The sequence below is a fragment of the Antribacter gilvus genome (assembly GCF_003946865.1).
Lineage (GTDB): Bacteria > Actinomycetota > Actinomycetes > Actinomycetales > Cellulomonadaceae > Antribacter > Antribacter gilvus.
In genome coordinates, this window is sequence record NZ_QXTH01000007.1 from 95952 (window position 1) to 122540 (window position 26589).

Annotated in this window: 31 protein-coding genes; 19 read left to right on the forward strand and 12 right to left on the reverse strand. The window is 73.5% G+C overall.

Going from position 1 to position 26589, the window contains the following annotated elements:
• The first annotated feature begins 1 nt into the window (after position 1).
• Entirely contained in the window at positions 2 to 223 is a 222-nt protein-coding gene (gene vapB / locus D1350_RS13245; RefSeq protein ID WP_125776497.1) for a type II toxin-antitoxin system VapB family antitoxin, read from the forward strand.
• Entirely contained in the window at positions 214 to 627 is a 414-nt protein-coding gene (locus D1350_RS13250; protein WP_125776498.1) for a PIN domain nuclease, read from the forward strand. The genes vapB and D1350_RS13250 overlap by 10 nt, the downstream gene beginning before the upstream one ends.
• 26 nt (positions 628 to 653) lie before the next feature.
• Here the strand turns inward: D1350_RS13250 and D1350_RS13255 are convergent, their stop codons facing one another.
• Positions 654 to 3044 (reverse strand): beta-galactosidase, encoded by a 2391-nt coding sequence (locus D1350_RS13255; RefSeq protein ID WP_125776499.1) that lies wholly within the window; start codon positions 3042 to 3044, stop codon positions 654 to 656.
• A gap of 112 nt (positions 3045 to 3156) precedes the next feature.
• Here D1350_RS13255 and D1350_RS13260 point away from each other — a divergent pair, with 112 nt between their 5' ends.
• Positions 3157 to 3705: an AAA family ATPase gene (locus D1350_RS13260; protein WP_164545167.1), complete on the forward strand. Its 549-nt coding sequence runs from the start codon at positions 3157 to 3159 to the stop codon at positions 3703 to 3705.
• A gap of 7 nt (positions 3706 to 3712) precedes the next feature.
• Here D1350_RS13260 and D1350_RS13265 read toward each other — a convergent pair whose 3' ends face one another.
• Complete coding sequence (locus D1350_RS13265; RefSeq protein ID WP_125776501.1) at positions 3713 to 4408, reverse strand: hypothetical protein; 696 nt, start codon at positions 4406 to 4408, stop codon at positions 3713 to 3715.
• 62 nt (positions 4409 to 4470) lie between these two features.
• Here D1350_RS13265 and D1350_RS13270 point away from each other — a divergent pair, with 62 nt between their 5' ends.
• Positions 4471 to 4959 carry a hypothetical protein gene (locus D1350_RS13270; protein ID WP_125776502.1) on the forward strand — a complete coding sequence of 163 codons (489 nt, stop codon included), beginning with the start codon at positions 4471 to 4473 and terminating at the stop codon, positions 4957 to 4959.
• Here D1350_RS13270 and D1350_RS13275 read toward each other — a convergent pair whose 3' ends face one another.
• Positions 4960 to 5496, reverse strand: a complete 537-nt coding sequence (locus tag D1350_RS13275) for a GNAT family N-acetyltransferase (RefSeq protein ID WP_240644084.1) — start codon at positions 5494 to 5496, stop codon at positions 4960 to 4962.
• A 108-nt stretch (positions 5497 to 5604) separates the two neighbouring features.
• Here D1350_RS13275 and D1350_RS13280 point away from each other — a divergent pair, with 108 nt between their 5' ends.
• Positions 5605 to 6567, forward strand: coding sequence for an LLM class F420-dependent oxidoreductase (locus tag D1350_RS13280; RefSeq protein WP_125776504.1), 963 nt, complete (start codon positions 5605 to 5607; stop codon positions 6565 to 6567).
• A gap of 43 nt (positions 6568 to 6610) precedes the next feature.
• Here the strand turns inward: D1350_RS13280 and D1350_RS13285 are convergent, their stop codons facing one another.
• Entirely contained in the window at positions 6611 to 7267 is a 657-nt protein-coding gene (locus D1350_RS13285) for a class I SAM-dependent methyltransferase (protein WP_125776505.1), read from the reverse strand.
• A gap of 129 nt (positions 7268 to 7396) precedes the next feature.
• Here D1350_RS13285 and D1350_RS13290 point away from each other — a divergent pair, with 129 nt between their 5' ends.
• Together D1350_RS13290 and D1350_RS13295 are read left to right on the forward strand one after the other, a co-directional pair.
• On the forward strand, positions 7397 to 7636 hold the full coding sequence (locus tag D1350_RS13290) for a hypothetical protein (protein WP_125776506.1): 240 nt from the start codon (positions 7397 to 7399) through the stop codon (positions 7634 to 7636).
• Positions 7637 to 7852: 216 nt separating this feature from the next.
• Positions 7853 to 8230: a VOC family protein gene (locus tag D1350_RS13295; protein WP_125776507.1), complete on the forward strand. Its 378-nt coding sequence runs from the start codon at positions 7853 to 7855 to the stop codon at positions 8228 to 8230.
• Between the two features lie 21 nt (positions 8231 to 8251).
• Here the strand turns inward: D1350_RS13295 and D1350_RS13300 are convergent, their stop codons facing one another.
• Complete coding sequence (locus D1350_RS13300; RefSeq protein WP_125776508.1) at positions 8252 to 8713, reverse strand: HtaA domain-containing protein; 462 nt, start codon at positions 8711 to 8713, stop codon at positions 8252 to 8254.
• 159 nt (positions 8714 to 8872) lie between these two features.
• Positions 8873 to 10129 carry a GNAT family N-acetyltransferase gene (locus D1350_RS13305; protein ID WP_206074531.1) on the reverse strand — a complete coding sequence of 419 codons (1257 nt, stop codon included), beginning with the start codon at positions 10127 to 10129 and terminating at the stop codon, positions 8873 to 8875.
• A gap of 125 nt (positions 10130 to 10254) precedes the next feature.
• On the opposite strand from D1350_RS13305, the gene D1350_RS13310 reads away from it, so the two are divergent.
• Genes D1350_RS13310 through D1350_RS13320 form a run of 3 tightly spaced genes read left to right on the forward strand, consistent with a single transcriptional unit; the run spans position 10255 to position 12629 of the window.
• Positions 10255 to 10587: a YciI family protein gene (locus D1350_RS13310; RefSeq protein ID WP_125776509.1), complete on the forward strand. Its 333-nt coding sequence runs from the start codon at positions 10255 to 10257 to the stop codon at positions 10585 to 10587.
• 11 nt (positions 10588 to 10598) lie between these two features.
• A complete protein-coding gene (locus D1350_RS13315) occupies positions 10599 to 11963 on the forward strand; it encodes an RNA polymerase sigma factor (RefSeq protein ID WP_125776510.1) in 1365 nt (454 codons plus the stop codon).
• 9 nt (positions 11964 to 11972) lie between these two features.
• Complete coding sequence (locus D1350_RS13320; protein WP_125776511.1) at positions 11973 to 12629, forward strand: hypothetical protein; 657 nt, start codon at positions 11973 to 11975, stop codon at positions 12627 to 12629.
• A gap of 62 nt (positions 12630 to 12691) precedes the next feature.
• Here D1350_RS13320 and D1350_RS13325 read toward each other — a convergent pair whose 3' ends face one another.
• Complete coding sequence (locus tag D1350_RS13325) at positions 12692 to 13942, reverse strand: MFS transporter (protein ID WP_125776512.1); 1251 nt, start codon at positions 13940 to 13942, stop codon at positions 12692 to 12694.
• A gap of 46 nt (positions 13943 to 13988) precedes the next feature.
• Here D1350_RS13325 and D1350_RS13330 point away from each other — a divergent pair, with 46 nt between their 5' ends.
• The 5 genes from D1350_RS13330 (at position 13989) to D1350_RS13350 (ending at position 18602) form a co-directional block, all read left to right on the forward strand.
• Positions 13989 to 15035, forward strand: a complete 1047-nt coding sequence (locus D1350_RS13330; RefSeq protein ID WP_206074532.1) for an ArsR/SmtB family transcription factor — start codon at positions 13989 to 13991, stop codon at positions 15033 to 15035.
• 114 nt (positions 15036 to 15149) lie between these two features.
• On the forward strand, positions 15150 to 15872 hold the full coding sequence (locus D1350_RS13335) for a VIT1/CCC1 transporter family protein (RefSeq protein ID WP_125776513.1): 723 nt from the start codon (positions 15150 to 15152) through the stop codon (positions 15870 to 15872).
• A gap of 85 nt (positions 15873 to 15957) precedes the next feature.
• Positions 15958 to 16506, forward strand: a complete 549-nt coding sequence (locus D1350_RS13340) for an SDR family oxidoreductase (protein ID WP_125776514.1) — start codon at positions 15958 to 15960, stop codon at positions 16504 to 16506.
• 86 nt (positions 16507 to 16592) lie between these two features.
• Positions 16593 to 18290, forward strand: coding sequence for an ATP-dependent DNA ligase (locus tag D1350_RS13345; RefSeq protein WP_125776515.1), 1698 nt, complete (start codon positions 16593 to 16595; stop codon positions 18288 to 18290).
• 30 nt (positions 18291 to 18320) lie between these two features.
• Positions 18321 to 18602 (forward strand): hypothetical protein, encoded by a 282-nt coding sequence (locus tag D1350_RS13350; RefSeq protein ID WP_125776516.1) that lies wholly within the window; start codon positions 18321 to 18323, stop codon positions 18600 to 18602.
• Here D1350_RS13350 and D1350_RS13355 read toward each other — a convergent pair.
• The 4 genes from D1350_RS13355 to D1350_RS13365 form a co-directional block, all read right to left on the reverse strand.
• A complete protein-coding gene (locus D1350_RS13355; RefSeq protein WP_125776517.1) occupies positions 18599 to 20332 on the reverse strand; it encodes a glycoside hydrolase family 13 protein in 1734 nt (577 codons plus the stop codon). The two genes, D1350_RS13350 and D1350_RS13355, sit on opposite strands and share 4 nt — an antisense overlap.
• An 88-nt stretch (positions 20333 to 20420) precedes the next feature.
• Positions 20421 to 20873, reverse strand: coding sequence for a GNAT family N-acetyltransferase (locus tag D1350_RS13360; RefSeq protein WP_240644085.1), 453 nt, complete (start codon positions 20871 to 20873; stop codon positions 20421 to 20423).
• A 155-nt stretch (positions 20874 to 21028) separates the two neighbouring features.
• Positions 21029 to 21151 carry a hypothetical protein gene (locus tag D1350_RS24760; RefSeq protein WP_276313740.1) on the reverse strand — a complete coding sequence of 41 codons (123 nt, stop codon included), beginning with the start codon at positions 21149 to 21151 and terminating at the stop codon, positions 21029 to 21031.
• A 93-nt stretch (positions 21152 to 21244) separates the two neighbouring features.
• Complete coding sequence (locus tag D1350_RS13365; RefSeq protein ID WP_125776518.1) at positions 21245 to 22075, reverse strand: RNA methyltransferase; 831 nt, start codon at positions 22073 to 22075, stop codon at positions 21245 to 21247.
• Positions 22076 to 22149: 74 nt separating this feature from the next.
• Here D1350_RS13365 and D1350_RS13370 point away from each other — a divergent pair, with 74 nt between their 5' ends.
• From D1350_RS13370 to D1350_RS13385, 4 genes are all read left to right on the forward strand, one after another.
• Positions 22150 to 23214, forward strand: coding sequence for an LLM class flavin-dependent oxidoreductase (locus tag D1350_RS13370; RefSeq protein ID WP_125776519.1), 1065 nt, complete (start codon positions 22150 to 22152; stop codon positions 23212 to 23214).
• 94 nt (positions 23215 to 23308) lie between these two features.
• Positions 23309 to 23587 (forward strand): WXG100 family type VII secretion target, encoded by a 279-nt coding sequence (locus D1350_RS13375; RefSeq protein WP_125773494.1) that lies wholly within the window; start codon positions 23309 to 23311, stop codon positions 23585 to 23587.
• A 130-nt stretch (positions 23588 to 23717) separates the two neighbouring features.
• A complete protein-coding gene (locus tag D1350_RS23775) occupies positions 23718 to 24080 on the forward strand; it encodes a hypothetical protein (protein WP_164545168.1) in 363 nt (120 codons plus the stop codon).
• A 125-nt stretch (positions 24081 to 24205) separates the two neighbouring features.
• On the forward strand, positions 24206 to 25231 hold the full coding sequence (locus D1350_RS13385; protein WP_125776521.1) for a DUF2804 domain-containing protein: 1026 nt from the start codon (positions 24206 to 24208) through the stop codon (positions 25229 to 25231).
• Between the two features lie 101 nt (positions 25232 to 25332).
• Here D1350_RS13385 and D1350_RS13390 read toward each other — a convergent pair whose 3' ends face one another.
• Positions 25333 to 26475 carry a hypothetical protein gene (locus D1350_RS13390; RefSeq protein WP_206074533.1) on the reverse strand — a complete coding sequence of 381 codons (1143 nt, stop codon included), beginning with the start codon at positions 26473 to 26475 and terminating at the stop codon, positions 25333 to 25335.
• Between the last annotated feature and the right edge of the window lie 114 nt (positions 26476 to 26589).

Consider the following 26589-nt stretch of genomic DNA (forward strand, 5'->3'; position numbering starts at 1 on the left):
CATGAGTGACATCCTGATCAGAGACGTGCCCGACGAGGTCGTGCGGGCGATCGACGCCCAGGCCTCCCACCTTGGCCTCTCCCGCACGGAGTACCTCCGGCGGCGCCTCGCCCAGGATGTCCGGCGCGGGAGGGGCAGCCTCAGCGTCGACGACCTCCGGCGAACGGCAGACGCCTTCGCTGACGCCCTCGACCCCGACGTCATGGACGCCGCATGGCGGTGAACCACTGGCTGGTGGACAAGTCAGCGTACGTTCGGCTCGGCGCATCGCGCCAAGCCGAGGAGTGGGTGACAAGGATCGACCGAGGCCTGGTCCGAGTCTCCAACATCACGTTGCTCGAACTGGGATTCTCGGCGCGAAGCGGCCGAGAGGCGAGGACCGAGCTCGAGAATCCTCCACTCTCGATGTTGCCCGTCGAGTACTTGTCACCTGCCACGGAGGCTCGCGCGCTGGAGGTCCAGCTGCGCCTTGCCGACGAAGGCCTCCATCGCGCTCCGTCGATCCCAGACCTGCTGATCGCGGCGACCGCGGAGCTCGCCGGCCTCACCGTCCTCCACGTGGACAAGGACTTCGAGCTCATCGCGAAGATCACCGGCCAGCCGACCGAGCGCCTGACGGGCATCTAGCCAGCCGTCGGTCTGGCCCTCGGCGCTCAGCCCTCCGTCGCCTCCAGGCGCACGCGGGCCACGCGCACCACGTCCACCGACTCGACGGTCAGGCCGTCCGACACCGGGCGGACCGTCGGGTCCACCCACACGCCGGTCGCGGCCCGCCACGGGAGCAGCTCGAGCCGCACGCCGTGCTGGGCGACCGCAGCGGCGTGCGGCGTGAGGTCCACGTCCCAGTCGCGCCCGTGCCAGAAGTGGTCGCCGACCAGCCGCTCCCCCACGAACGCCCGGCCCACGTCGCCCGTCCAGCGCACCCGCAGCAGGGTGCGGTCCACCCCGGCGAGCGCCTCGGCGGGGACGTCCACGACCACCGCCGCCGCCCCGGAGAAGTCCGTCGGCGCGCTGAGGCGGTCCATGGGGCCACCGCGCACCGGCTCGGGCGGAGCAGCGGCGACGGGGGCCAGGCCCGAGACGAGGGTGCGGGTGCCGGCGGCGGGGACCGGCAGCGTCCACCGGCGCCAGGGGCCGTCCTGTGCGCCGCCGGGGACGGGCGCGCCGTCGGCGGTGAGCGTCGCCGGTGCCGGCAGCAGCGCCACCGTGCAGACCGGCTCGGAGGTGTGCAGCACCAGGCCGCCGTCCTCCGCGTACACGGGGGCGTCGGAGAGGACGAGGCGCTCGCGGCCCGCCACGTCGAGCCGGTAGAGGCGGTTCGCGCTCGCGGCGTCGAGCACCAGGACGCGTACGCCCCGCAGCTCGACGACGCACGCGGGCCCCGGCTCGGCAGCGAGCCGGACGACGGTGGCACCGTCGTCGGACCCCGCAGCGGTGCGGCCCGAGCCGCCCACCGGGACCTGGCCCTCGACCACGAGCTCGACCGGGACGCCGTCGGCCGCGGCGAGGACCACGATCTCGCCGGACTGGTCCGTGAGGCGGGTGACCACCTCCGCGGTGGCGCTGCGCAGGACGAGGCCGTCCGCGAGCTCGTACCGCAGCGGCCAGACGGTGGTGAGCCCGGCGGGGAGGTCGACAGCCTGGGTGGGGACGGTCACGTCGCCGTCGTCGAACGCGACGGTGACCTGGACCCCCTCCTGCGGGGGCAGCGGCCGCTGGGCGGGCTGGTAGGTGGTGAGGAAGAGGTAGCCGCTGCGGCCGTCGGACCGGATCGCCCAGCGCAGCTCCTCCGGGTCCTCGCTGCCGCCGCCCACCTGGGGCGCCATCGTGGCGAGGCGGTGACCCTCGGCGTGCAGCCAGAGATGGCGTCGCCGCAGGAGGTGGTGGTGGGGCCGGACCTGGCCGTGCTCGCCGACGGGCGCGTTGAAGTCGTAGGTCAGGGTCGGCACGTCGTTGGGGTAGCCGGTGGCGTGCGACTCCTGCTCCGGACCGGTGGGGCCTACGCGCTGCGTGCCGCCCGCGTACATGTAGTAGCCCTGCCACACCGAGCCGCTGCCGATCTTGGCGAGGCCGACGCCGTCGACGTCCTGGCCCGTGACGAGCGGGCGCCGGTGGTAGGCCACGTGCATCCCGCCCCCGAGCTCGCACATGGCGAAGGGGACCGCGGAGTCGTCCTTGAGCGGCACGGCGCCCGGGTCGAGGACGATGCCGTCCAGCGCCTCGCGGAGGTCGGCCCCGACGGTGAGGTCGTCGCGGACGGCGCTGTACCGGAAGTGGAAGGCGGCGAACGGAGCCCACTCGGTGTCGGACTCCTCCCAGAAGCCCTCCGCGTAGGCCGAGTACACGGGGAGCAGGGTCTCGGGCACCTGCGCGCCGCCCCAGCCGGTCGCGGTCCAGACGGGCACCCGGAGCCCGAGCTCTTCCGCGATCTCGCGCAGGGTCGCGAGGTGCTGCGGCTGGTCGTAGAGCTCGTTGTCCATCTGGACGCCGACGACAGGGCCGCCGTCCGCGTGCGTGAGGCCCGCGAGCTGGGCGGCGATCCGCCCGTACAGGAGGCGGACCCGCTCGAGGTAGGCGGGGTCGTTCGTGCGGGTCGGCAGGCCGCTCTCGACGAGCCAGCCGGGGAAGCCGCCGTGGCGGGCCTCGCCGTGGGCCCACGGGCCGATCCTCGCCACCACGTCGAGACCGTGGTGGGCGGCCAGCTCCACGAAGGCGCGGAGGTCGAGGTTGTCGTCCCAGCGGAAGTCGCCCGGCTCGGGTTCGTGCGCCTGCCAGAAGACGTACGTCGCGACCGAGGTGAGCCCGCCCGAGGCTGCGTGCCCCAGCACCTCCGACCACCGCTCGCGCGGGATCCGCGAGTAGTGGATCTCGCCCGTGACCGGGAACCACGGCCGCCCGTCGCGCTCCAGCCATCGGCTCGTCACCTCGATGCGGCTCGTGGCTCCCTGCGGGTCGCCGACGGCGAGGTGGCCGCGCCGCTCCGGCTCCGGGGGCACGACGCGGACGGTGCGGGCAGCGTGCGTCAGGGCTGCGTCGGGGGCCATTCTCTCTCCTTCAGGCGGGGGTGCTGGGCCCCAGCCTAGGCACACTGTGCACGGTCCCAGTACTTCGGGGAATCCGGTGGACGCGACCCACCAGGCCTGTCAGCATCGGCTCGTGCCACAGCTCCTCGTCGTCACCGGGCCGCCCGGGTCCGGGAAGTCCACGGTGACCGCCGCCCTCGCCGACCGCTGGGATCCCAGCGTCCTGGTGGAGGGCGACGCATTCTTCAGGTTCCTCCGCCGAGGGGCGGTCACGCCCTGGCTCCCCGAGTCGCACGCCCAGAACGAGACGACGGTCCTCGCCGCGAGCGCCGCCGCCGGCCGGTTCGCGGCGGGCGGGATGACGGTGGTGTACGACGGCGTCGTCGGCCCCTGGTTCCTTCCCAGGTTCGCGGGCGCCACCGGCCTGCAGTCGATCGACTACGTGATCCTGCTGCCGCCGCTCGAGACGTGCCTCGACCGGGTGTCCACGCGCGAGGGGCACGAGTTCACGGATCTTGGCGCGGCCCACCACCTGTACGAGGACTTTGCCCGCGCCATCGCGGACGGGACTCCGGGACTCGTGCTCGCCGACCTGCCCGAGGACGTCGCGGGGGTGGCGGACCGGATCGTCGACGCGATCGAGCACGGCTGGTCTCGGGTCGAGGTGGCGGCCGCGGGCTGACGACGTATCAGTCGTCGATGTCCAGCTCCGTCGAGCGGTCCGCACGGCGGGCGCCCAGGCGCGGGTCCGCGAGGACCGCGTCGACGAGCCCTTTCGGGCCACCGAGAGCCGCCTCCAGGGTGTAGATCGGCACCCCGAGGAACCACGACCGGTCCTCGGGCCAGACCAGCGTCGGCGGGTCGGACAGCAGCTCGTTCAGGGCGCCCACGGACCGGAGCGGGCCCGTCCAGAGGTAGTACCGGCGGTCCGGGAGGGCGAGCGGACCGGCGTCGGGCCGCTGGGGCCGGACCCGGGCGAGGTGCGCCCGGCCCTCTGCCGTCACCCGTTCGATCTCCTCCGGCGTCGCGTCCTCGTCGCCCGCGAACATGATGCCCATGCCCGGCGCCGTACCGGGGTCCTCGCCGACGTCGTAGAAGGCCCCCCAGCCTTCCCACGTGCCGCAGTGCACCGGCTGGTCACCGGTGACGGGCGCGAGCACGTCGAGCAGCGCGTCGAGCCAGGCGTGCGGGGCGTACTCCTCGTCGCCGTCCACCAGCTGCGGCGACAGCGGCACGACGGCGTACGCTTCGTACCCGTCCGGCACCGCACCGCTCACCGACGCGTTCAGCTCGGTGAGCCGGTCGCGGAGCCAGGCGCCCGCTTCGGCGTCGTCGTCCCAGGTGGCACCAGCCTGTCGGAGGGCGCGAACGCCGGGGTCGTCCATGCTGGGCACCCTAGTTCCTCCGGGGCCGGCGATCACGGGCCAGCCCACCGAGGAGACCTGACATGGCGGAGTGCTCACGCTGCGGCAACGAGGTCTGGTTCTTCCCGACCCCGGCCGGGCATCGGCTCACCTTCGAGCCGGAGGCGTTCTCCGACGGGACCCACGCGACCGTCGAACGCTGGTACCTCCAGCGCGACCCGGCCGTGGCCATCCACGAGAGCACCGTCCTGGGGGTCGCGGACCGCACCGGGTACGTGATCCGCCACCGTTGCCGCCTCGGCCGTAGCCAGGTCGTCGACGAGGGCAAGGACCTGACCACCGACCTGGCCCTCGCCCGCAGGCAGGGCCCGTTCGTCCGCGACGTCGTCCTGGTCCCGCCCCACCTCGCGTACACCTACCGATGGCCCGGCTCATGGGCACACATCGTCGAACGCGCCTTCACCGCCCTGTGCGGGGCCAGGATGCCCGACGGCGTGCGGACCAAGCCTGCCGAGCGCCATCGCCTCAAGGACATGCCGGCCTGCCCCGCCTGCCGCCGCCGGATGCGCTGATCAACTGAGTGGCGCGCCGTGCTCGCGGGCGAGGATCGCGAAGTCCACCTCGGTGGCCCAGACGCCGTCGCGCAGGTCGTTCTCCACGAGGCGGGCCTCGAGCCGCATGCCGAGGCGCTCGCACACCCGGACCGAGGCCGTGTTCTCCTCGTCGATCCGGGCGAAGGCGCGGTGGAACCTGTAGGTGCCGAAGGCGAGGTCGAGCAGCGCGCGGGCGGCCTCGGTCGCGTACCCCTCGCCCCGGACGTCCGGGTGCAGCGCCCAGCCCACCTCGGCCTGGCGCGCTCCCGGTGCCCACTTGAGCAGCGCCTCGCCGATCACGCCCGGCTCGGACTGACGCTCGACCGCCAGCACGAGCGCGTCGCCCGGCTGCTCGAACGGGGCTTCCGCCCAGGTCGCGAGCTTCTGCCGCGCGACCGCCTCGGTCCACGTCGGCTGGTACATGTACGTGACGACCTCGGGCCGTGCACGCCAGGTGAGGAACGCGGCGGCGTCGGCGGGGGTGACGCGGCGGAGGATCAGGCGATCGGTCTGCACGGTGTCCACGCTCCCCAGCGAACCACCTCGGGGGCCCGCCGCGCGAGCGGCACCGGGTCCTGCCTAGCGTCGGAGGAGCACGGCGATCGCCACGGGAGAGGAGCGGCCATGCACGTCGGATACACGCTGATGACCGAGCAGAGCGGCCCGCGCGAGCTGCTGCGGTACGCCGTGGCGGCCGAGGAGGCCGGGTTCGACTTCGAGGTCTCGAGCGACCACTTCAGCCCCTGGCTGACGGAGCAGGGGCACTCGCCCAACGCGTGGGTGCTCCTCGGCGCCGTGGCGCAGGCCACGAGCCGGGTCGAGCTGATGACCTACGTGACCTGCCCCACGATGCGGTACCACCCGGCCGTCGTCGCCCAGCAGGCGGCGACCCTCCAGCTCCTGGCCGACGGCCGCTTCACCCTCGGCCTCGGCGCGGGCGAGAACCTCAACGAGCACGTGATCGGCGAGGGATGGCCGAGCATCGACGTGCGGCACGACCTCCTCGAGGAGGCCGTGCACATCATCCGCGAGCTCCTGACCGGCGAGCTCGTCACGTGGGAGGGCCAGCACTTCCGGGTCGACTCCGCGCGGCTCTGGGACGTGCCGGACGTCGCCGTCCAGCTCGGCGTCGCCGTCTCCGGTCCGAAGGGGGTCGAGCGGTTCGCACCCCTCGCGGACCACCTGATCCAGGTCCAGCCGGACGCCGACGTCGTGCAGGGCTGGACGGACAGGCACCCGGGCGGGTCCCGAGTGATCGGGCAGGTGCCGGTGTGCTGGGACCCGGACGAGCGGGCGGCTGTGGAGCGGGCCTTCCGCGAGTTCCGCTGGTTCGGCGGCGGGTGGGCGGTCAACGCCGACCTGCCGACGCCGGCCGGGTTCGCCGCCGCGTCGCAGTTCGTCCGGCCGGAGGACGTCGCGTCCGCGATCGCGTGCGGGCCCGACCTCGACAAGCTCGCCGAGAGCGCCCGGCCGTTCGCCGAGGCCGGGTTCACCGACCTGGCGTTCGTCCAGGTGGGCGACGAGAACCAGGACCGCTTCCTCGCCGAGGCGGCCGGGCCGCTGCTGGAGCGGGTGCGGAAGCTCTGAGGGGCGCCCCGGCACGGGGCGCCCGGCCGCTCAGGGGCGCCGGTCAGGCGGGCCGGCGCCACTCGAGCGTGTACCGCCAGTAGAGCCGACGCCGGACCCGGGCTCCCGGCATCAGGTCGCCTGCCGCGTGCCGCACCTGGCCGAACGTCTCCGCCGGGTCCGCCACGGGCGAGCCGTGCTCCCACTCGCCACGTACGTGCCGGGCGACGGCGGCGACCGGCACGCTCGCCAGGTCGAACGCGAGGTCCAGGGCCGATCCGGGGCGGGACAGCCCGACGACCATCAGGACGCCGCCGGGAGCGACCAGGTCGCGCAGGGCGGTGAGGCCCTTGGCGAGGTCGACATGGTGGAGCGTAGCGATGCAGGCGACGACGTCGAACGTGCCGAGGTCGTGCGCGGTGCCGTCGTGCCGGGCGGGGTCGTGGCCGGCCGGGTCGTGGCCGGCCGGGTCGTGGCCGGTGAGGACGTCGGCTGCGACGTAGGTGAGTCGCGGGTCGCCGTCGGCCAGGGCCTCCGCGCGGGCGACCTCCGCCGGATCGAGGTCCAGCCCCACCACGCGACCCACGCCCGCCGCCGCGAGGCGGCGGGTGAGCAGCCCCTCCCCACAGCCGACGTCGAGAGCGCTCGCCGCCCCGGCGGCGTGCCGCAGGATCTCGGGGTGGAAGTGCGTGTTGTGGTTCCAGAAGGGATCACGCGTCATGAGTGTGGACCTTAGCGTCGGCCCGGGCGGTGAGGTCCCCGGCCCGGACGCCGAGATGCAGAGCAGCCTCCCCTCTGCCGACGTCGCGGATGCTCGCTGCGTCGTCGCGACGCGGGCGACCTGGTCCTCATGTCCGCAGAGCGCGCAGAGTCCGAGTCGGTCGTCATCCACCTCACTGCACGCCTGCTCGCGCGCGTCGCGCAGGTAGACCCGCAGGTCCTTCGCGAGGCGCTTCCCGCAACACTCCCCTGGATGCGATTCCTTCCGAAGTCGGACGCGGATGCCATGAGCGATGAGTTCATCGCCGCCGCTGAAGCGGGCACAGCCCTCGGCGACTTCGGTCCCGTCGCGCGGCCGATCGACGGGTGAGCGCCAAGCGCTGTGACCGTGCCGCTCCCCCGCCGCGAACACGCGAGCGGCATTCGACGCACTCGAGGGCGATCCCTGCCCGAGCCAGCGACCCATCGCCAGCATCGCCTGAAGGGCAATCTTTCGACGGACACCCACGACGGTCTCGTCTTGCCGCAGTGGCATTACGAGGTTCGACCGGCTGACCACCACCGCTGCGCCACCTAGGATCAGCGGGTGCTGCGACTCTCCGACGTGACCTACCTCGTCCGCGACCACGACGAGGCGCTCCGCTTCTTCGTCGACGTCCTGGGCTTCGCCGTCCGGCAGGACGACACGTACGAGTCGGGGTGGCGGCGCGTCGTCGTCGGCCCGGCGGAGGGCGGGACCGGCCTGGTGCTGGCGCTCGCCGAGGACGACGCCGCCGTGGGGCGCCAGGCCGGGGGTGACGTCGCGTTCTTCCTCGAGACCGACGACTTCGCCGCACAGCACGCCCGCATGCTCGCGGGCGGCGTGCGCTTCCGCGAGGAGCCGCGCCACGAGGCGTACGGCACGGTCGCCGTCTTCGAGGACCTGTACGGCATGCCGTGGGACCTCATCCAGCCGCCGGCCTGAGTCGTCCCACCACCGAGGGGCTTACGCGGCGGGCGTCTCGCCCAGCTCGATCGCCAGCGGCTCGAAGCGCGTGCCCTCCGGGTAGGAGCCGCCGAACAGCTTCGCGCCGTCGGCCGTCAGCTCCACAACGTCCCACGAGAGGCGTGTCCCCTCCCGGACCGGCGCCCCGGCGAGCCGGAAGGCGGCGGTCCGCTCCTCCGCGCCCTCGTCCACGATCGAGAGCTCCCAGTCGTCACCGCGCTGGTCCACCTCGGCCTGCGCGATCTGACCCACGTACGACCCGAAGTGGCCGATGAACCGGACGATGCCGGTGAACGCGAACCAGGTGTCATCGGCCGTGGGCGCCGGCACCCGCTCGGTGTCCAGCGGGAAGTAGAAGTCGGCCCCGGAGCCGCCTACGCCCTCCACGGCCAGGCGCCCACCCGGGGCACCCGCCACGTACATGATCAGGCTGGCCTTGACGGCCCAGTCGAGATGCGCCATTTCTCCTCCTTGTGATGGCACGACTCTACTGTCCGCCGCCTCGCGGGGCTGGTCGGCAGCCTGACGCGATCACCAGGACGGGACCACCAGGTAGCTGTTCCCCGTCCCGGGCCCAGAAGGGGAACAGCTTCCTGGTCGGGCACGCCGGAGCCGGAGTGCTCACCAGGGCAGGTAGTAGGTGAGCAGGTCAGCTGTGCGGGGTGGGAAGAGGGCCGTCATGAGCTCGCTGTCGGGACCGGGATAGACGTCGGGGCGACGGCGCGTGAGGCCCTCGATGCCGTGCGGGCCGAACAGCAGCGGGCCGAGCGCGTCGGGCGCCACGCCGCAACCGCCAGCGGCGCCGGGACTCTGGAGAGCGCCGCCGGTGCGGACCGGTCCGAGGCCGTCGGCCGTCACGGCGAGGCGGTGATGCCTCCGGAACGTCGAGACCACGACGTCGCCGCCCGTGCGGTCCAGCCCCGAGGCCGCCAGCCGCGCCGACAGGACCGGGCGCAGCGCCTCGAGCAGCGCGCCCTCGTCCGGCACGCGGACGTAGTACTGCTCGACGTCCTCGCCCGCAGGGCCCAGACGCGGCTCCCAGCGGCGGCCGGGGACGGTCAGCGGCCGGTGCACGACCCGCAGCGGCCGGCCCGGGTAGCGGGCGACCAGGCCCGCGAGCAGGGCGTCCGCACCGTCGTCGTCCTCGGCCGCTGCCTCAGCGACCAGCACCGCGTCGTCGTCGACCCGTGCCCGGGCCGTCGCGACCGGGGAGCCGTCGCGGTCGAGCACCCAGGTGGTGCTGCCGCCGTGGTCGAGCAGCCAGCGACGGCGCGGCTCAGGGTGCGGCGCCGCGACGTCGTAGGGCGCCTGCGCCGCGTCCTGGAGCCGCGCGAGGTGCGGGAGGTCGGCGCGGGTGGCCGGGCGGAGGGCGTCGCCTGTCGCGGCGGCCGGCCCGGCTGCCGGCCCGGCTGCCGGCCCGGCTGCCGGGCCAGGGGCGTCCACCAGGTCGCGCGCGCGGGGGATGTCGATCGCGTACTCGTAGCCGAACAGGCGGTAGAAGTACGGGATCCCGATCATGACCTGCAGCACGTGCCCGCGGGCCCGCGAGCGCTCGTGGGCCCACTCCATGAGCGCCCGGACGTGGCCACGCCCCTCGTGGTCGGTGGCGGTGGCGACGAGCTCGACCTGACCGGCCGGGAGCACGACGCCGTCGACGCGCACCGTCTCGTCGAGGAGCGTCGCGGTGGACACCACCCGGTCGCCGTCGACGACGACGGCGCAGCTCTCCCAGCCCGCGTCGTCGTCCTGCACGACGAGGCGGTGGTCGACGTCGTCCCCCTCCTCGCCCCGGTCGACGAGCAGCGCCCCGATCTGGTCGAGGTCAGCAGCGCGGGCTGTGCGCAGCACGAGGCCGCCGGGGAGGTCGGAGATCGTCACGTGCCTAGTGTGGCCCGCACACCACCCCCACGCGCACACTGATTTCCACGCCAGGTGTCGATTTCCGGCCGGCCGTTCGACGGACAGGTATCAGGCAGGACCGGACCATCACGAGAGGAACCACCATGGCTCAGTACGCGATCCTGATCTACGAGGCCGCAGCGAGGGGAACAGCCGACGAACACGAGGAGCACGCCGACGACCTGCTGAGGTCAGGGGCGATGGTCGCGGCTTTCGGGCTGCAGCCGTCCGCCATGGCGACGACTGTCAGCCGTGACACGATCACCGACGGTCCGTTCGTGGACGCCAAGGAGGTCGTCGCCGGCTTCTGCATCATCGAGGCCCCCGACCTGGACGCCGCCCTGAAGATCGCCCGCGAGAACCCGGCCGCCCGGCACGGGGGCTCTGTCGAGGTCCGCCCGGTCAGAGGCGGGGTCGTCGTCCCGCCTTCTGCCTGAGGTCACGCACGATGCCTGATCGAGCGGCCGTCGAGGCGGCCATCACCGACGCGCACCGTCGCGAGTGGGCCCAGGTCCTCGCCGCGACGGTGCGCGTCGCGCGCAGCGTCGACCTCGCCGAGGAGTGCACGCAGGACGCGTACGCCGCGGCGCTCGAGAGCTGGGTCGACGACGGCGTCCCGCAGAACCCTGCCGCCTGGCTCACCACCACGGCCAAACGGCGGGCGATCGACGCGCTACGGCGCGAACAGACGCTCCGCGCCAAGCTGCCGCTGCTGCTCGAGCCCGAGAAGGGGGTGGAGGACATGGTGATCGACACCCCTCGGAACCCGCCCGGCGAGGACCCTGAGGACGTGGTGCCCGACGAGCCGCTCCGGCTGATCTTCATGTGCTGCCACCCGGCCCTCTCCCAGGAGGCACAGCTCGCCCTCACGCTCCGGCTCGTGTGCGGGCTGCCGACGTCGGACATCGCGCGGCTGCTGCTCGTCCCGGAGTCCACGGCGGCAGCACGGATCACCCGGGCGAAGAAGAAGATCGCGGTGGCCCGGATCCCCTTTCGGGTCCCCCGCCCGGCCGAGCTGCCCGACCGGCTGCGGGCAGTGCTCGGGGTGATCCACCTCGTGTTCACCACCGGGCACACCGCGCCGACGGGCGCGTCGCTGGTCCGCGGGGACCTGGTCGACCGCGCCCTCCACCTGACCCGCATGCTCCGGGCCCTCATGCCGGACGAGGCAGAGGTGCTCGGCCTGCTCGCCCTGATCCTTGTGACCGACGCCCGTCGGGCAACCAGGACCGACGCCGATGGGCGCCTCCTGCGGCTGGAGGAACAGGACCGCTCACAGTGGGACCGCGCGGCCATCGTGGAGGCGCACGACCTGATCGTCCCTGGCCTGCGCGGAGGGCACACCGGCCGCTACCTGCTTCAGGCGGCGATCGCCGCGCTCCACGCCGAGGCGCCGACGTACGAGGAGACCGACTGGCCCCAGCTCGTCGCGCTCTACGACCGGCTGCTCGCGACCTGGCCGTCGCCGGTGGTGGCGCTGAACCGCGCGGTCGCTGTCTCGATGGCCTCCGGGCCGGAGGCCGCCCTGCCGCTCGTCGACCAGCTCGGGACCGACGGCGGCTTGGCACACTATTCGTACCTGCCGGCGGTTCGCGCCGACCTGCTGTGCCGGCTCGGCCGCGCCGACGAAGCCGCCACGGCGTACCGGCAGGCGCTCGAGCTGACCCAGAACGAGGCCGAACGGGTCTTCCTGGCCGGCCGCCTCGCCGCGCTGGGCGGGGTAGCCCCGCTGGGCGGGAGCCTCGCCGGGCGGCTCGCCGACGTTGTGCCACGGTCCGGGACAGCCGCCCAAGACGTGAGCCGGTTGCCCTAGTTTGGCCCCATGCTGGTCACCTCACGACACCTCGCCGAGTACCGCGCCTTCCTCGACCTCACGGACGCGGACCTCGGGGGCAGGGTCCTGGACTGCTCGGCAGGCGCGTCGGGCTTCGCCGCGGCGGTGAACGCCGGCGGCGGGACAGTCACCGCCGTCGACCCCGCGTACGCGGACCTGGACGCGCTGCGGGCCGCCGTCGAGGGCTCGCTGTCCGGCGGGGCCGCGCTCATCGACGCCCACGCCGACCGGTTCACCTGGGACTGGTACGGCTCCCCCGAGGGCCGCCAGGCGCTGCGCGACGAGGCGCGCGAGGCGTTCCTCGCGGACCTCGCCGCCCACCCGGGCACCTACGTCCCGGGCGGCCTGCCCGCGCTGCCGTTCGCCGACGACGCGTTCGACCTCGCCGTCTGCTCCCACCTGCTCTTCACCTGGGCGGACGACACGTTCGACGAGGCCTGGCACCACGCCGCCCTGACCGACCTGCTGCGCGTGGCGCGCGAGGTGCGGGTGTTCCCGCTCGTGCTCCAGGGCGCCGGCGAGCCCGTGCCGTTCCTCCCGCGCCTCCTCGACCGGTTCCGCGCGGAGGGCCGCACGGCCGAGGTGCGCCGGGTGCCGTACGAGTTCCAGCGGGGCGCGGACGAGATGCTGGTGCTGGGCCGGTAGGGCCGGGCCGCCGGCTGGCGACCAGGTGGCTGTTCCCCGTCCGGGGCGCAGACAGGGAACAGCTACCTGGTCGCGGAGGCCTCGGCGGAAGCCGGGACCTCGGCGGGAGCCGGGACCGGGGCGTCGTCGGGCGCCGCAAGCCGCCGCTCGATCCGGCCGCGCAGGAGCAGGAGCGCCACCGAGGAGAGCAGCCCGACGGCGAGGCTGAGCCACCACACCGCCGCGCCGCTGGTGTGCAGCGCGACGCCGAGCGTGAGGGCGGCGAACCGGCCCACGCCCCAGGTCCACTGGAACGCTCCCTGGTACCGGCCTCGGGCGTGCGCCGGGGCGAGGTTGGCCACGACCGACGCGGCGACCCCGCCGGCAACCACCTCCCCGACCGACCACACCAGCACCGTCAGCGCGAAGACGAGCGGCGTCCGGGCCAGGCCGGTGGCCGCCACGCCGACGGCGACCAGCAGGCCCGCCGCAGCGAGCGTCGGCAGCTGCGGGAGGTTCGCCACCCGGGCGGCCGCCCACGGCTGGAGCAGCACCACGACCACCGCGTTCACGGCGGCCAGGGTGCCGTAGACGCTGGGCGGCAGGCCGGCGTCGCGCACGGCGAGCGGGAGCACCGACTCGGTGAGCGAGTAGACGAAGAGCTGCGCGCCGAGGACCACGAGCAGCACGAGCAGGAGCCGGTCGCGGAGCACCACGCCGTAGCCGACGCCGCCCGCCGCACGCCCCCCGCCGGCGCCGTCGGCCGCCGGTCGCGGCAGGTCCGGCAGGCGCACCGCCACGATGACCGCGAAGACGACGAACGTGACGGCGTCGACGGCGAAGAGCAGCCCGTACCCGCGCTCGGCGAGGTAGCCGCCGAGCACGCCCGCGACGGCCGTGCCGAGGTTCACGCCCCAGTACTGCAGCGCGAAGGCGCGCTGGCGCAGCTCGGGGGGAGTGGCGTCCACGAGGATCGAGCTGGCGGCGGGCAGGCCGGACGACGACGCGGACCCGAGGAGGAGCGCGGCCGCCGCCATGGTCCACGCGCCGGGGGCCACGTAGAGGAGGCCGAGCGCGGCGGCCGCGCCGAGGAGCGAGACCAGGAGCGCGGCCCGGCGGCCGAGCCGGTCGGCCAGGTAGCCGCCGACGACGGGGCCGACGAGCCCACCGACGCCCAGCGCACCGAGGATGACGGGGATGCTGCTGTCGGCGATCCCCCGGTCGCCGAGGAAGAAGACGAGGAACGGGACCACGACGTACCCGAGACGGTTGATGACCGTCCCGGCGAAGACGGTCCAGACGACGGGCGGCAGTCCGCGGTAGGAGGTGAGCATGCCCCGAGCCTGGAGGCGCCTCACCCACCGACCGAATGATTAAGGTATGACTGAATCCAACCGAGCGGCCCGCGTCGTGCGACCCGCCAGAACCCACGGAGCAGCCATGGACGTCCAGGTCCCGTTCACCGCCGACGACGTCGCGCGCACCCGCTTCGCCGTGTCCCCGATGTGGGAGGTCGTCACAAGCTTCCGGCTCCTGATGCTGTCGGCCGTCCCGGCGCCGTACGACCGGTGGGCCGCCCGGGTGCGCCCGCTGGTCCGGTCTGCGGGGCTCGACACGGGCCGCCTCGCGGACCTCGTGCCGCCGGACAGCTTCCTGGCCGACCTGCTCAACCCCCTGCCCGCGACGGCGTTCCCCAGCCTCGCCGACGAGCTCGCCGTGGTGCGGGCCACCCCAGCGGCGCACCTGGAGGCCGACCTCGACACGCTCGAGCAGTACCACGGGCTCCCCGCCGGACGCCGGGCTGCGCTGCTCGCCGACCCCGCGGCCACCCTCGACCAGGTCGCTGACGAGGTGGAGCGCTACTGGGAGCTCGCGATCGCGCCGTGGTGGTCGCGCATCCGGACGGTGCTCGAGGCCGACGTGTTCCAGCGGGCCCGCTCCGTGGCCGGGCTCGGGGCCGCGCACGTCCTCAACGAGCTGCACGACAGCGTGCGCTGGGACGAGGGGTCGCTGAACCTCGTACAGCGCAGCTGCCGCGTCACCAAGGCGGGCTCCGGCCCCGGCCTCGTCCTCGTGCCCTCGGTGTTCGCCCGGGACCGGGTGCTCACCCGCTCGACGCCGCCCGACCCGCCCCAGCTCGCCTACCCCGCCCGCGGCGCGGGCACCGTCTGGGAGCCGCAGCGCGCCGGGCGGCTCGACACCCTCGCCGCGGTGCTGGGCCGCAGCCGCGCCGTGCTGCTCGCCGAGCTCGACTCCCCCGCCTCCACGACCCAGCTCGCGGAGCGCGCGGGACTCACCGCGGCGGGCGCCTCGCAGCACCTCACGGCGATGCGGGACGCCGGGCTGGTGAGCGCGCACCGCGCCGGGCGCTCGGTCCTGTACGCCCGGACGGCCACGGCGGACGCCCTGGTGGGCGCGCCCGGCTGACCCACCGCCCGGCCGGACCCACCGTGCCGCCGGACCCACCGTCCCGCCGGCGACGGTGCTGAGGCAAGGCTCTCCTCGCTGGAAAAGGCCCGTCACCCCTGGTTGGCTGGGGGCATGTCGACCGACGCCCAGCTCCACACCGGGGAACCCCACGCGGCGGGTCTCGCCCAGCGGCTCAACTGGCTCCGCGCGGGGGTGCTCGGTGCGAACGACGGCATCGTGTCCGTGGCGGCCGTCGTCGTCGGCGTCGCCGGAGCCACGTCGCAGCATGCCGCCATCCTCACCGCGGGCCTCGCGGCCCTCGTCGGTGGCGCCATCTCCATGGCGCTCGGCGAGTACGTCTCGGTGAGCAGCCAGAGCGACAGCGAGAAGGCGCTCATCGCCAAGGAGCGGCGCGAGCTCGCCGAGATGCCCGAGGAGGAGCTGGCCGAGCTCGCCGCGATCTACGAGGCCAAGGGCCTCTCCTCCGCCACCGCCCGCCAGGTCGCCACCGAGCTCACCGCGCACGACGCGCTCGCCGCCCACCTCGACGCCGAGCTCAACATCGACGCCGACGACGTGGTGAGCCCCTGGCACGCGGCGATCGCCTCCGCCGTCGCGTTCACCGCCGGCGCGATCCTCCCCCTCGTCGCGATCCTCGTGGTGCCCGAGCCCGCGAAGGTGCTCGTCACCTTCGTGGTGGTGCTGGCGGCGCTCGCCGCGACCGGCGCCACCGCCGCCTGGATCGGCGGCAGCCCGCGGTTCCGGGCCACTCTCCGGGTCGTGGTGGGCGGCGCGCTGGCCCTCGGCGCCACGTTCGCGATCGGCTCCCTGCTGGGCACCGCGGGCGTGGTGTAGCGGGCGTTCGTCACAGATCCGGGGTGCTCCCGGTCGTAGTTCCGACGGGCCGTCCGGCACGTCGTGAGCAACGAAGGAGCACCCCATGAAGATCGTCGTCATCGGCGGGACCGGCCTCATCGGCAGCCAGGTGGTCAAGAACCTCGAGCACGAGCACGACGTCGTCGCCGCTTCCCCCCAGACCGGCGTCGACACCGTGACGGGCGCCGGGGTGGCCGAGGCCCTGGAGGGTGCGCAGGTGGTCGTGGACCTCAGCAACTCGCCGTCGTTCGCCGAGGAGGACGTCACGCGCTTCTTCCGCACGTCGACGAAGAACCTGCTCGACGCCGAAGCCGCGGCCGGCGTGCAGCACCACGTGGTCCTCTCGATCGTTGGCACCGACGTCATCGACTCCGGGTACATGCGGGCGAAGGTCGTGCAGGAGGACCTGGTCCGGTCCTCCGGGGCCGCCTGGTCGATCGTGCGGTCCACGCAGTTCCTGGAGTTCCTGGGCCGGATCGCGGACTCCGCGACCGTCGAGATCGCCGGGCCGGAGGTGTTCGGCTTCGACGAGATCGTGCGCACGGACCTGTCCGATCACGCGCCGCGCCCGCGCGCCCGCGCCGCGGCGCGTGATCGGCAATTCGTAGCGTGATCGGCAGTTCGAACTGCCGATCACGCTACGAATTGCCGATCACGTGCGCTCTGGCGGGGGCGCCGCCCCGCCGCCACGATGGGAGCATGCTCCTCGCCGAGGTCGCCGCCACGTCCGACGCCGTCGCCGCCACCCGCTCGCGCCTCGCCAAGCGGGCGGCGATCGCGGACCTGCTGCGGCGCACAGCCGAAGCGGCGGCCGAAGCGGCGGCCGGCGACGGCACGGGCGGGGCCGCGGGCGCGGACGCCGGCGACGGCGCGGCCGTAGGCGACGACGTCGAGATCGTCGTCGCCTACCTGTCCGGCGAGCTGCGCCAGCGGCGCACCGGGCTCGGCTGGGCGTCTCTCCGCGCCCTCCCCGAGCCCGCGGCCGAACCGACGCTCACCGTCGCCGAGGTCGACGCCGCGTTCGAGTCCATGGCCGGGCTCTCCGGCACCGGCTCGGACACGGCCCGGGCCGCCGCGGCCGCGCGCCTGTTCGGCGCCGCGACCGAGCGCGAGCAGACATTCCTCCGCGGGCTCGTGGCTGGTGAGCTGCGGCAGGGCGCGCTCGACTCCCTGGTCGTGGACGCGGTGGCCGACGCCGCGGGCGCCCCCGCCGACGCCGTCCGCCGCGCCGTCATGCTGCGCGGAGCGTCCGGGCCGGTGGCGCGGGCGGCGCTCGGTTCCGCCGTCGGGGGCAGGGACGTGACCGAGACGCTCGCCGGGTTCCGGCTCGAGCCCGGACGCCCGGTCCGCCCCATGCTCGCGCAGTCCGCGCCCGACGTCGGCGCGGCCCTCACGAAGCTCGGCATCGACCCGGCCGCCGTCTCGCCCGAGCAGGCCTGCATCGACGTCAAGCTCGACGGCATCCGCATCCAGGTGCACCGCCGCGCCGACGACGTGCGTGTGTTCACCCGGTCCCTCGACGACATCACCGACCGGACGCCCGAGATCGTCGGCGCGGTGCGGGCGCTCCCGTCGGACCCGCTGGTCCTCGACGGCGAGGCGCTCATGCTCGGCCCGGACGGCGTGCCGCGTCCCTTCCAGGAGACGGCAGCGCGCTCGGCCACGCGGGCTTCGGCGTCGGACGGCGCCGCCGCCACTGCGGCCTCCGCCGACCCACCATCCCCGTCCGCCGAGGCGGACCTCGCCGCCCGCCTGGAGCTGGTCCCGTTCTTCTTCGACGTGCTGCACGCCGACGGCGAGGACCTCCTCGACGCGCCGCTCGGCGAGCGCCTGGCCGTGCTGGACCGCGTGGCGCCTGGCCGCACGGTCCGCCGGGTCCTCACGTCGGACCCGGCGGAGGCTGCGGAGTTCTTCGCCGGAGCGCTGCGCGAGGGCCAGGAGGGGGTGGTGGTCAAGTCGCTCGACGCCCCGTACGCGGCGGGCCGGCGCGGCGCCGGGTGGGTCAAGGTGAAGCCGCGGCAGACGCTGGACCTGGTGGTGCTGGCCGTCGAGTGGGGCTCTGGCCGGCGTCAGGGCTGGCTGTCCAACATCCACCTGGGCGCGCGCGACCCGGACGGCGGCTTCGTGATGCTGGGCAAGACGTTCAAGGGAATGACGGACGCGATGCTCGAGTGGCAGACACGGCGGTTCCTCGAGCTCGAGACCCACCGCGAGGGCCACGTGGTGCACCTCCGGCCCGAGCAGGTGGTCGAGATCGCCTTCGACGGCCTCCAGCGCTCCACCCGTTACCCGGGCGGCCTGGCCCTGCGCTTCGCGCGCGTGCTGCGCTACCGCGACGACAAAGCACCCGCCGAGGCCGACACGATCGAGACAGTGCAAGCGCTCGCCGGACGTTGAGCTCACTGGCGTTCGACAAGAATGACCTGCATGGACCACCACATCGCTCAGTTCGCAGGAGTCAGGGCGCTCCTCCTCGAGTGGGACGCCATCGGCGTCGCAGACATCTCGCACGACGAGTACGACTGCATGGCCGGGCCTCTGCTCAGGCACCTGTACGACGGCAGAGACGCAGGGTTCCTTCGCGACGTGATAGTGCACGAGCGGGAGTCCCACTTCCGGCTCTCACCGGACGAAGACGCCGACCGCACCCTGGCCGACGCACTCGTGGCCTGGTGGCGGGGCGCCATGATCGAGGGGGACCGGTCCTAAGCCCGGCGCCTCCGCACCACCGCCTCCCACGGCCGCAGCGTGATGCGGCCGTCGCCGCCCACCCAGGCGGGCGGCTCGTAGTTGCCGAGCACGACCTCGGCCCCGGCGTCGTCCGACCACTCCTCGCCGACCTCGACCGACTGCTCCTCGCCCGAGAAGCTGCCGAGCACGAGCAGCTCGGTGCCCTCGAACGCCCGGGTGAACGCGTAGACGTGCTCGTGGCCGGCGAGCAGCATCGTGAAGTCGCCCAGGGCGACTGCCGGCTCCTTGTGCCGCAGCTCGATGAGCCGCTGGTAGTGCCGGAAGATCGACCGGGGGTCGGCCTTGTCGGCCTCGGCGTTGATCTCGAGGTTGTTGGGGTTGACGGCGATCCAGGGCGTGCCCGTGGTGAAGCCCGCGTTCTCGGACGCGTCCCACTGCACCGGTGTGCGGGCGTTGTCCCGGTTCAGCGGCGCGAGGGCCGCGAGCAGCTCAACGTCGTCCTGGTAGCCGCGGTCCCGCACGTCGGTGATGTGGTTGAGCACCTCGATGTCGCGGTAGTGCTCGAACGACGTGAACGCGCCGTTCGTCATGCCGATCTCTTCGCCCTGGTACACGTAGGGCGTGCCGCGGTGCAGGTGCAGCACCGTGGCGAGCATCGTCGCGGACTCGCGCCGGTACACCGTGTCGTCGCCGTAGCGCGACACTGCTCGCGGCTGGTCGTGGTTGGACCAGTAGAGGGAGTTCCAGCCGACGTCGGCGAGCCCGGCCTGCCAGCGGCCCAGCACGGCCTTGAGGTCGGTCAGGCGAAGGGGCCGCGGGTCGAACTTGCCGCCCAGGCCGTGGTCGAGGTCGACGTGCTCGAACGTGAACACCATGTCGATCTCCTGCCGCGCCGGGTCCGTGAACAGGCGCGCGTCCTCGACCGTGGCGCCGGGCGTCTCCCCCACCGTGAGCAGCCGCGGGTCGCGTCCGACGAAGACCTCGTGGTGCATCTCGTGCAGGAACTCGTGCAGGCGGGGGCCGTGCGCCGACTCGCCCAGGCCCGCGAGACCGTACGGCCCAGGCGTCCCGTCGGGCAGCGACCCGTCCTCGCCGACCGGTTTGGAGATGAGGTTGATGACGTCCATCCGGAACCCGTCCACGCCCCGGTCGAGCCACCAGCGCATCATGGCGTAGACCGCCTGGCGCACCTCGGGGTTCTCCCAGTTGAGGTCCGGCTGCTTGCGGCTGAACAGGTGGAGGTAGTACTCGCCGGTCACCTCGTCGAAGGTCCAGGCCGGTCCGGAGAACGCGCTCCCCCAGTTGGTGGGCTCGGCGCCCGGTGCGCCCGGGACCATGCCGTCGCGGGCGGGGCGCCACCAGTACCAGTCGCGCTTCGGGTTGTCGGTGCTCGACCGCGACTCCGCGAACCACGCGTGCTCGTCGCTGGTGTGGTTCACCACCAGGTCCATGACGAGGCGGATGCCGCGCTCGTGGAGCGCCGCGACGAGCGCGTCGAAGTCGTCCAGCGTGCCGAAGACCGGGTCGATGTCCTGGTAGTCGCTGATGTCGTAGCCGTTGTCGTCCTGCGGGCTGCGGTACACCGGCGACAGCCACAGCACGTCCACGCCCAGCTCGGCCAGGTGGTCCACCCGCTGCAGGACGCCTCGCAGGTCGCCCAGGCCGTCGCCGTCCGAGTCCTGGAACGACCGGGGATAGACCTGGTACACCACCGATCGGGTCCACCAGGGTGCGTCGTCGTACGCCACGCGTGCTCCTTCCGTCGGTTCGTGCCGTGTCGACTCTGCCGCAGGAGAGCGTCACCGGCAGCCCGAGGTGCACGACGGCGGACGGCTCCTACGCGCCCGTCACGTACGCGTAGTGGATGAAGTCCGCGTCGCGGACGAAGCCCTCCGACTCGTACAGGGACTGCGCGGCCATGTTGTCCCACGCCGTGGCGAGGGAGACCCGGACCGCGCCCGCGGCCGTCGCGCGGGCGCACGTCTCGCGCACCAGCGCCCGCCCGGCGCCCGACCCCCGGATCGCCGGGTCCACGAACAGGTCGTTGAGGACCCACACGGGCCCGAGGCTGACCGACGACCACGTCGGGTAGGACTGGGCGAACCCGACCACCTCGCCGTCCAGCTCGGCGACCAGGACCACGCTGTCCGAGGCCTCGCGGCGGGCGGTGACGTACTCGCGGACAGGACCGTCGGGAACGTCCTGTCCGTAGAACTTCAGGTAGTTCCGGAAGAGGCCGACCACGATGTCGACATCGGTTTCAGAAGCAAGGCGCACATCGAGAGACACCCAAGGATCATTGCAGGTTCGGGGGCGGTCGCACGAGACCGTGTCACGATGTGTCAAGAAGAGTCACCCGGTCGCCACGTTCTCACCAGATGTTCGTCAGGCGCACGGGTGCGGCGCACGGGGAGGCGGGGTTCGCCCGCCTCCCCGTGCCGCCCTCAGCAGGCGCCCCGGTCGCTCCAGACGTCGCTCGTCAGCGGGTCCTGGCCGCGGACGAGGGTCGCTGCGAGGGCTGCACCGACGGTCTGCGCGGCGGTGCGCGGCGAGCGTGTGAGCTTCATGCACCTAAAGTCCCGGATGTCCGTGAACGGAGCCCGAGCGCGGGCTGAACGGAGGGCGTCGCTCGGGCAGCCGGTCGCCCCGTCCGCGGCGGTTCAGGCCCCGCGCGCCGCCGCCAGGCGCTGGCGGCGCACCTCGTACAGCACCACGGACGCCGCGTTGGCCGCGTTCAGGGAGCTCGCCGCGCCGGTCATCGGGATGCTGACCGTGACGTCGGCGGCCTCCCGCCAGGCGGCGGTGAGCCCCACGGTCTCGTTCCCCACCAGCAGGAGGACCGGACCCGTGAGGTCGGCGTCGAAGACGTCCGCGTCCCCGCCCTCGTCCGTGCCGACGACCGTCACGGGCCGCCCGGCCGCGCGCTCCGTCGCCAGCCAGTCCAGCACCTCACGGTGCGACGGCGAGCGCACCACCGGCACGGCGAAGAGCGAACCCGTGGACGCCCGCACCGACCGGGGGTCGTAGGGGTCGGCCGCGTGGCCCGTGACGATCAGCCCGTCCGCGCCGAACGCATCGGCCGACCGCACGATGCTGCCGATGTTGCCGGGCTGCGTCGGCCGGTCGAACACGACCCCGCAGAAGGCGTCATGGACGGGGAGGCGGGCCAGGTCGTCGTCGGGCATCGCGACGACCACGAGGACCTCCACGGCGCCGTCGTCCTTCTCGCCGAGCTCGGCCAGGAGGTCGTGCGACAGGGCGATCCGCTCGGCCCGGCTCGCGCTCAGGACGTCCTGCGCCCAGCCCGAGAGGCGCCGGTCGGCGTCGTAGAGGACCGTGCGCACGGTCCAGCCGTGCTCCAGAGCGAGGGTGATCGGGCGGACGCCCTGCACGATGAACTCGCCCGCCCGACCCCGCTTGGTGCGGTTCGTCAGCAGCGTCTGGAGCAGCTGGAAGCGGGCGTTCCGAGAGGTGATGCGCTGGGCCGCCATGCCATGAAGATTACCGTCCAGGCCTCACCCGCCCACGCGGAACAGCGAGGCACCCGGCGGGGTTGAGCCAGACGATGAGCACCGCACCTGCAGGGCCGGCCCCGCGCCTGTCCGTCCTCGACCTCGTTCCCGTCCGCACCGGCCAGACCAGCGCCCAGGCGCTGGCCGCGTCCCTCGACCTGGTCCAGGCCGCGGACCGGCTGGGCCTCACCCGCTACTGGTTCGCGGAGCACCACAACATGGCCGCCGTCGCCGCGTCCACGCCCCCCGTCATGATCGCGGCCGCAGCGGCACGGACCTCGCGCATCCGCGTCGGGTCGGGCGGCGTCATGCTGCCCAACCACGCGCCGCTCGTCGTCGCCGAGCAGTTCGCCGCCCTCGAGGCGCTCGCGCCCGGCCGCATCGACCTCGGGCTCGGGCGTGCGCCCGGCAGCGACCCGGTGGTCACCGCCCTGCTGCGGGCCACGGGCCCCACGGCCGACGTGGACCGCTTCGATCAGCACGTCACCGACATCCTCGCCCTCCTGGGGCCCGACGGCGCCTCCCTCCGCCTCGGCACCGGCGACCTGTACGAGGTGCGGGCCACTCCCGCCGCCGGGTCCGTGCCGACCGTGTGGCTCCTCGGCTCGTCGGACTTCTCCGCCCGCCTCGCGGCCGAGATGGGCCTGCCGTACGTCTTCGCGAACCACTTCTCCGGCCAGGGTCTCGAGCAGATCCTCGCCCTGTACCGCGACCGCTACCGGCCGAGCGAGGCACACCCCACGCCCGAGACCTTCCTGACGCTCAACACGGTGGTCGCCGCCACCGAGGCCGAGGCACGGGAACGCGCACTGCCCCAGCTGCGGCAGATGGCTCGCCTGCGCTCCGGCCGGCCGCTCGGCCGGCTCGAGACCGTCGAGGAGGCGCTCGCCGCGCCCGCGGACCCGATGATCGACCAGGCGGTCGAGGCCATGCGGGCCCGCTGGCTGGTGGCCGACCCCGCGGGCGCCGCCGCCGAGGTGCGGCGGCTCGCCGCCCGGCACGGCGTCGGCGAGGTCATGCTGGTCCCGGCTGCCGGGTCGCGAGAGGGCGAGCCGCTCGACGCGACCCCCGGCCGCGTCGCGACCCTCGAGCTCCTCGCCCAGGAGCTCGGTGGGTAGTCCTCCCCATGTCGCTTCTGCCCGCCGTCTGGTTGAGTACGGGTCATGGAAGCCGGTCGCCCGCAGGGGGCGGCCCTGACTGAGGGAGTACATCATGGCTGATGGCGGCATGTGGGGTCTGAATGTTTCGCAGGTTCGCGAGCTGGGTCAGCGTCTGACCCAGAAGGCGGAAGAGGTGGACCAGATCGTGAACCAGGTCTCGGCGCAGGTCGAGTCGGTCTCCTGGAAGGGCCCGGACGCGGAGCGCTTCAAGAACGAGTGGAACAGCCAGCACAAGACGGCGCTGAAGAAGGCCGCCGAGTCGCTGCGCGAGGCCGGCCGCAACGCGACCAAGAACGCTCAGATGCAGGAGCAGACCTCCAACCAGAGCTGACGCTCCCTGCCCTCGGGCAGGTCCGCCGGCTCGCCGGCTCAGCTGTGGGTATGACAGTGGCGACAATCCCGTCCCGGGGTTGTCGCCACTGTCATATCCACAGCGGAGGACGCCCCACTACCGTGAGCACATGATCCTCTTTGTCCCCCTCGGGCTCATCGCCGCCGGGTTCGTGCTGCTCGGGATGCCTGCCTCCGGGGAGGGCGGGGTGGTCGTCCCCATCAACGCGCTGCACGGGCTGTCCTGGCTCGACGCCGCCGGGGCGACGCTGCTGGCCGTCGGCGGCACGTGGCTCGAGGTCGCCCTGATCGTCCGGCTCCCGCGGCTCGGGCTCGGTCCGCGGTCGCTGTTCGGTCTGGGCGTGCTCGGCGGCCTCGGCGTCGGCCTGGTCGTCGCCTCGATCTTCGTGGCCGACCGGTGGTGGGTGGTGGGCGCTGCCGCGCTCGGCGTCGCGCTCGCCACCCTCACCGTCAGGGCCCTGCGAGCGTCGTGAGACGCGCCCGCTGAGCCGTGACGCCCGCGGCGTCGGTGGTGGTCGCTCAGATACCCCGGCAGGGTATCTCGACCCTGGCTCTCCGGGTGTCCGCGGGCAAGCCCCGCCGCGACTACTGTGTCGCCATGAACGCTCCCGACAACGTCGTCGACGGACGGACACGCCTGTACGGCCGGTTCACCACCCGGCCGGCGCGCGTGGACCCCCTGGCCGAGTTCGGCCCTCTCGCCCGCCCGCTGCGCCGCCTGCGCCTCAAGGAGTGGGTGGGCTTCACGCTCGTCCATCCCGAGTGGGCCTCGTCGATGATCATCCAGGACGCCCACTACCTCGCGAGCTCCGAGATCTACGTGGCTCACCGGACGGACGGGACCCGGTTCGAGCACGCGGCGAACGCCCGTGGTGGTTCGCTCCGCCTGCCCGCCGGCTTCTACGGGCGCGAGATGTCGTTCGACCGGCCCGGCTACCGCATCCGGTACGAGCTCGACACGCCCGAGACCGAGGCCGACGCGCGGCACGTCGTCCGCATCGACATCGACGCCACCGCGACGGCGCCCGCGTTCACGGGTGAGCTGGTGCTGCACCACGCGGGCGCGTCCGCCCCGCTGTCGGTGAGCTCGGTGCTGCCCGGCGGGCGCAACCGGCTGTACACGCACAAGGCTCTGTACCCGGTGAGCGGGAGCCTGCGTACGGGCGACCGCGAGATCGTCTTCGACCCGCGGCGCGACCTCGCCATCCTCGACGAGCACCGCTCCCTCCTCCCCTACCGCACGCGGTGGATCTGGGGCACCTTCGCGTTCCCGATGCCGGACGGGCCGGTCGGCGCCAACTTCGCCGACCGGCCCGAGGTGCCGGGCCAGGAGGAGGAGTCAGGGATCTGGGCGGCCGACGGCGTGGAGCCGCTCGCCGACGTCACGTTCACGCCGACCGGCGACCCGGAGACCACGCCGTGGCGGATCACCTCCGCCGACGGCCGCCTCGACGCCACCTTCACCCCGCAGGGGCGCAAGCACGTGGTGCACCAGCTCGGCCTCTTCGCGATCGACTACTTCCAGATGTTCGGCCGGTACGACGGCACGCTCCGCGCCGGTGGCCGCACGTACGCGCTCAAGGGCGTCCACGGGGTGTGCGAGAGCATGCGCGCGAGGTTGTAGGCGCGCGCGGCGGCCCCCGCCCGTGCGATCGGCAGTCCGGTGCATGATCGGCAGTTCGAACTGCCGATCATGCACCGAACTACCGATCGCGCCGCCCGGACTCAGCTCTGCCGCAGCGCCGGCATGGGGAGAGGGATGCCGAACGTCGTAGCGCCCACCCCCATGCCGCCCTCGCACGAGGTCGGCGGCACCGTGGACGACCCGCGCACCGACGGCCGCTCGGCCGCCCAGAACATGTAGCCGAGCAGCCCGGGCGTGGTCCCGGCGCCGTTCGGGGCTGCCGTGGTGACCCACGGGCTCGTCGCCTTCATGACCGACGACGCGAAGCTGTTGCAGTCCGCCTCCACCGCGTTGCGCCCCGTGAGGTAGAGCGACCCGGTGAACTTGGCGGGGGCCAGCGGCGGGATCGGCGGCGCGTACTGCGCCTTGCCGTCGATGTGCTCCTGCCAGTTCGCGATCGCCGTGGACGGGCTGGGCTGGCGTGCGGGCACCATCGCGTTGGCGTAGTCCAGCACCGGCAGGTCGGTACGGAGCCAGTCCGCCGTGGCCTTCCGGGTGATCCCCTGGAGGTAGCGGTCGCCCGCGGCGAGGTCGATGGTGAGCCGGGCCCGCGGGTCCGCGCCCGTCGCGTCGTAGGGATGGACGGACCGGTACGCGTCGATGAAGGCCTGGAGCCCGGCGAGGTCGGGGCCGGTGTTCTCCTCGTAGTCGATCTCGATGCCGACGCCGAGCCGGGTCGCCGCCGCGGCGGCCGCCAGCCCCAGCCCGGCTGGGTCGGCGGCGAGGGCGGCGTTCCAGTCGTCGGTGTAGGTGATGCCGCCGATCGACAGCTGCACCCGGATGCCCCGCGACGTGAAGTAGTCCACCACCGCCTGGTTCATCCCGACGGGTACGCCGTCGACGTGCGCGGCGTCGTCCGTCCCCTGCAGCAGGTCGAGCGGGTTCACGAAGCTCAGCACCACCAGGTTGACCGACGGGCGCCCGTCGCCCCGGTCCACGATCCAGTGGTTCTTGGCGTCGAAGTCGGCCATGTCCCGCACGGTCGACCACGTGCAGTAGTCGTCGCCGCAGTGCCACGTGCCGAAGACCTGCAGGGGCGTGGCCTGGGCGACGGGCCCCGGGTCGGGCGCGGCGGGCGCGGGCGGCGCGCCCGCCGACGGAAGAGCCGCCGACGGAAGGACGGCGGGGCTCGCGAGCAGGAGCGCGGTCGCGAGGGCCGCGACGAGATGGTGCCGACGACGCATGATGCCTCCCAGGTGAGATGACCTGACCTGGGGACCGTACGACTCTCTCAAACAGCCCACAATGAGGTAAACCACGTACAACGGAACGCTGCCCGACGGCGGAGCCGTCCTCGG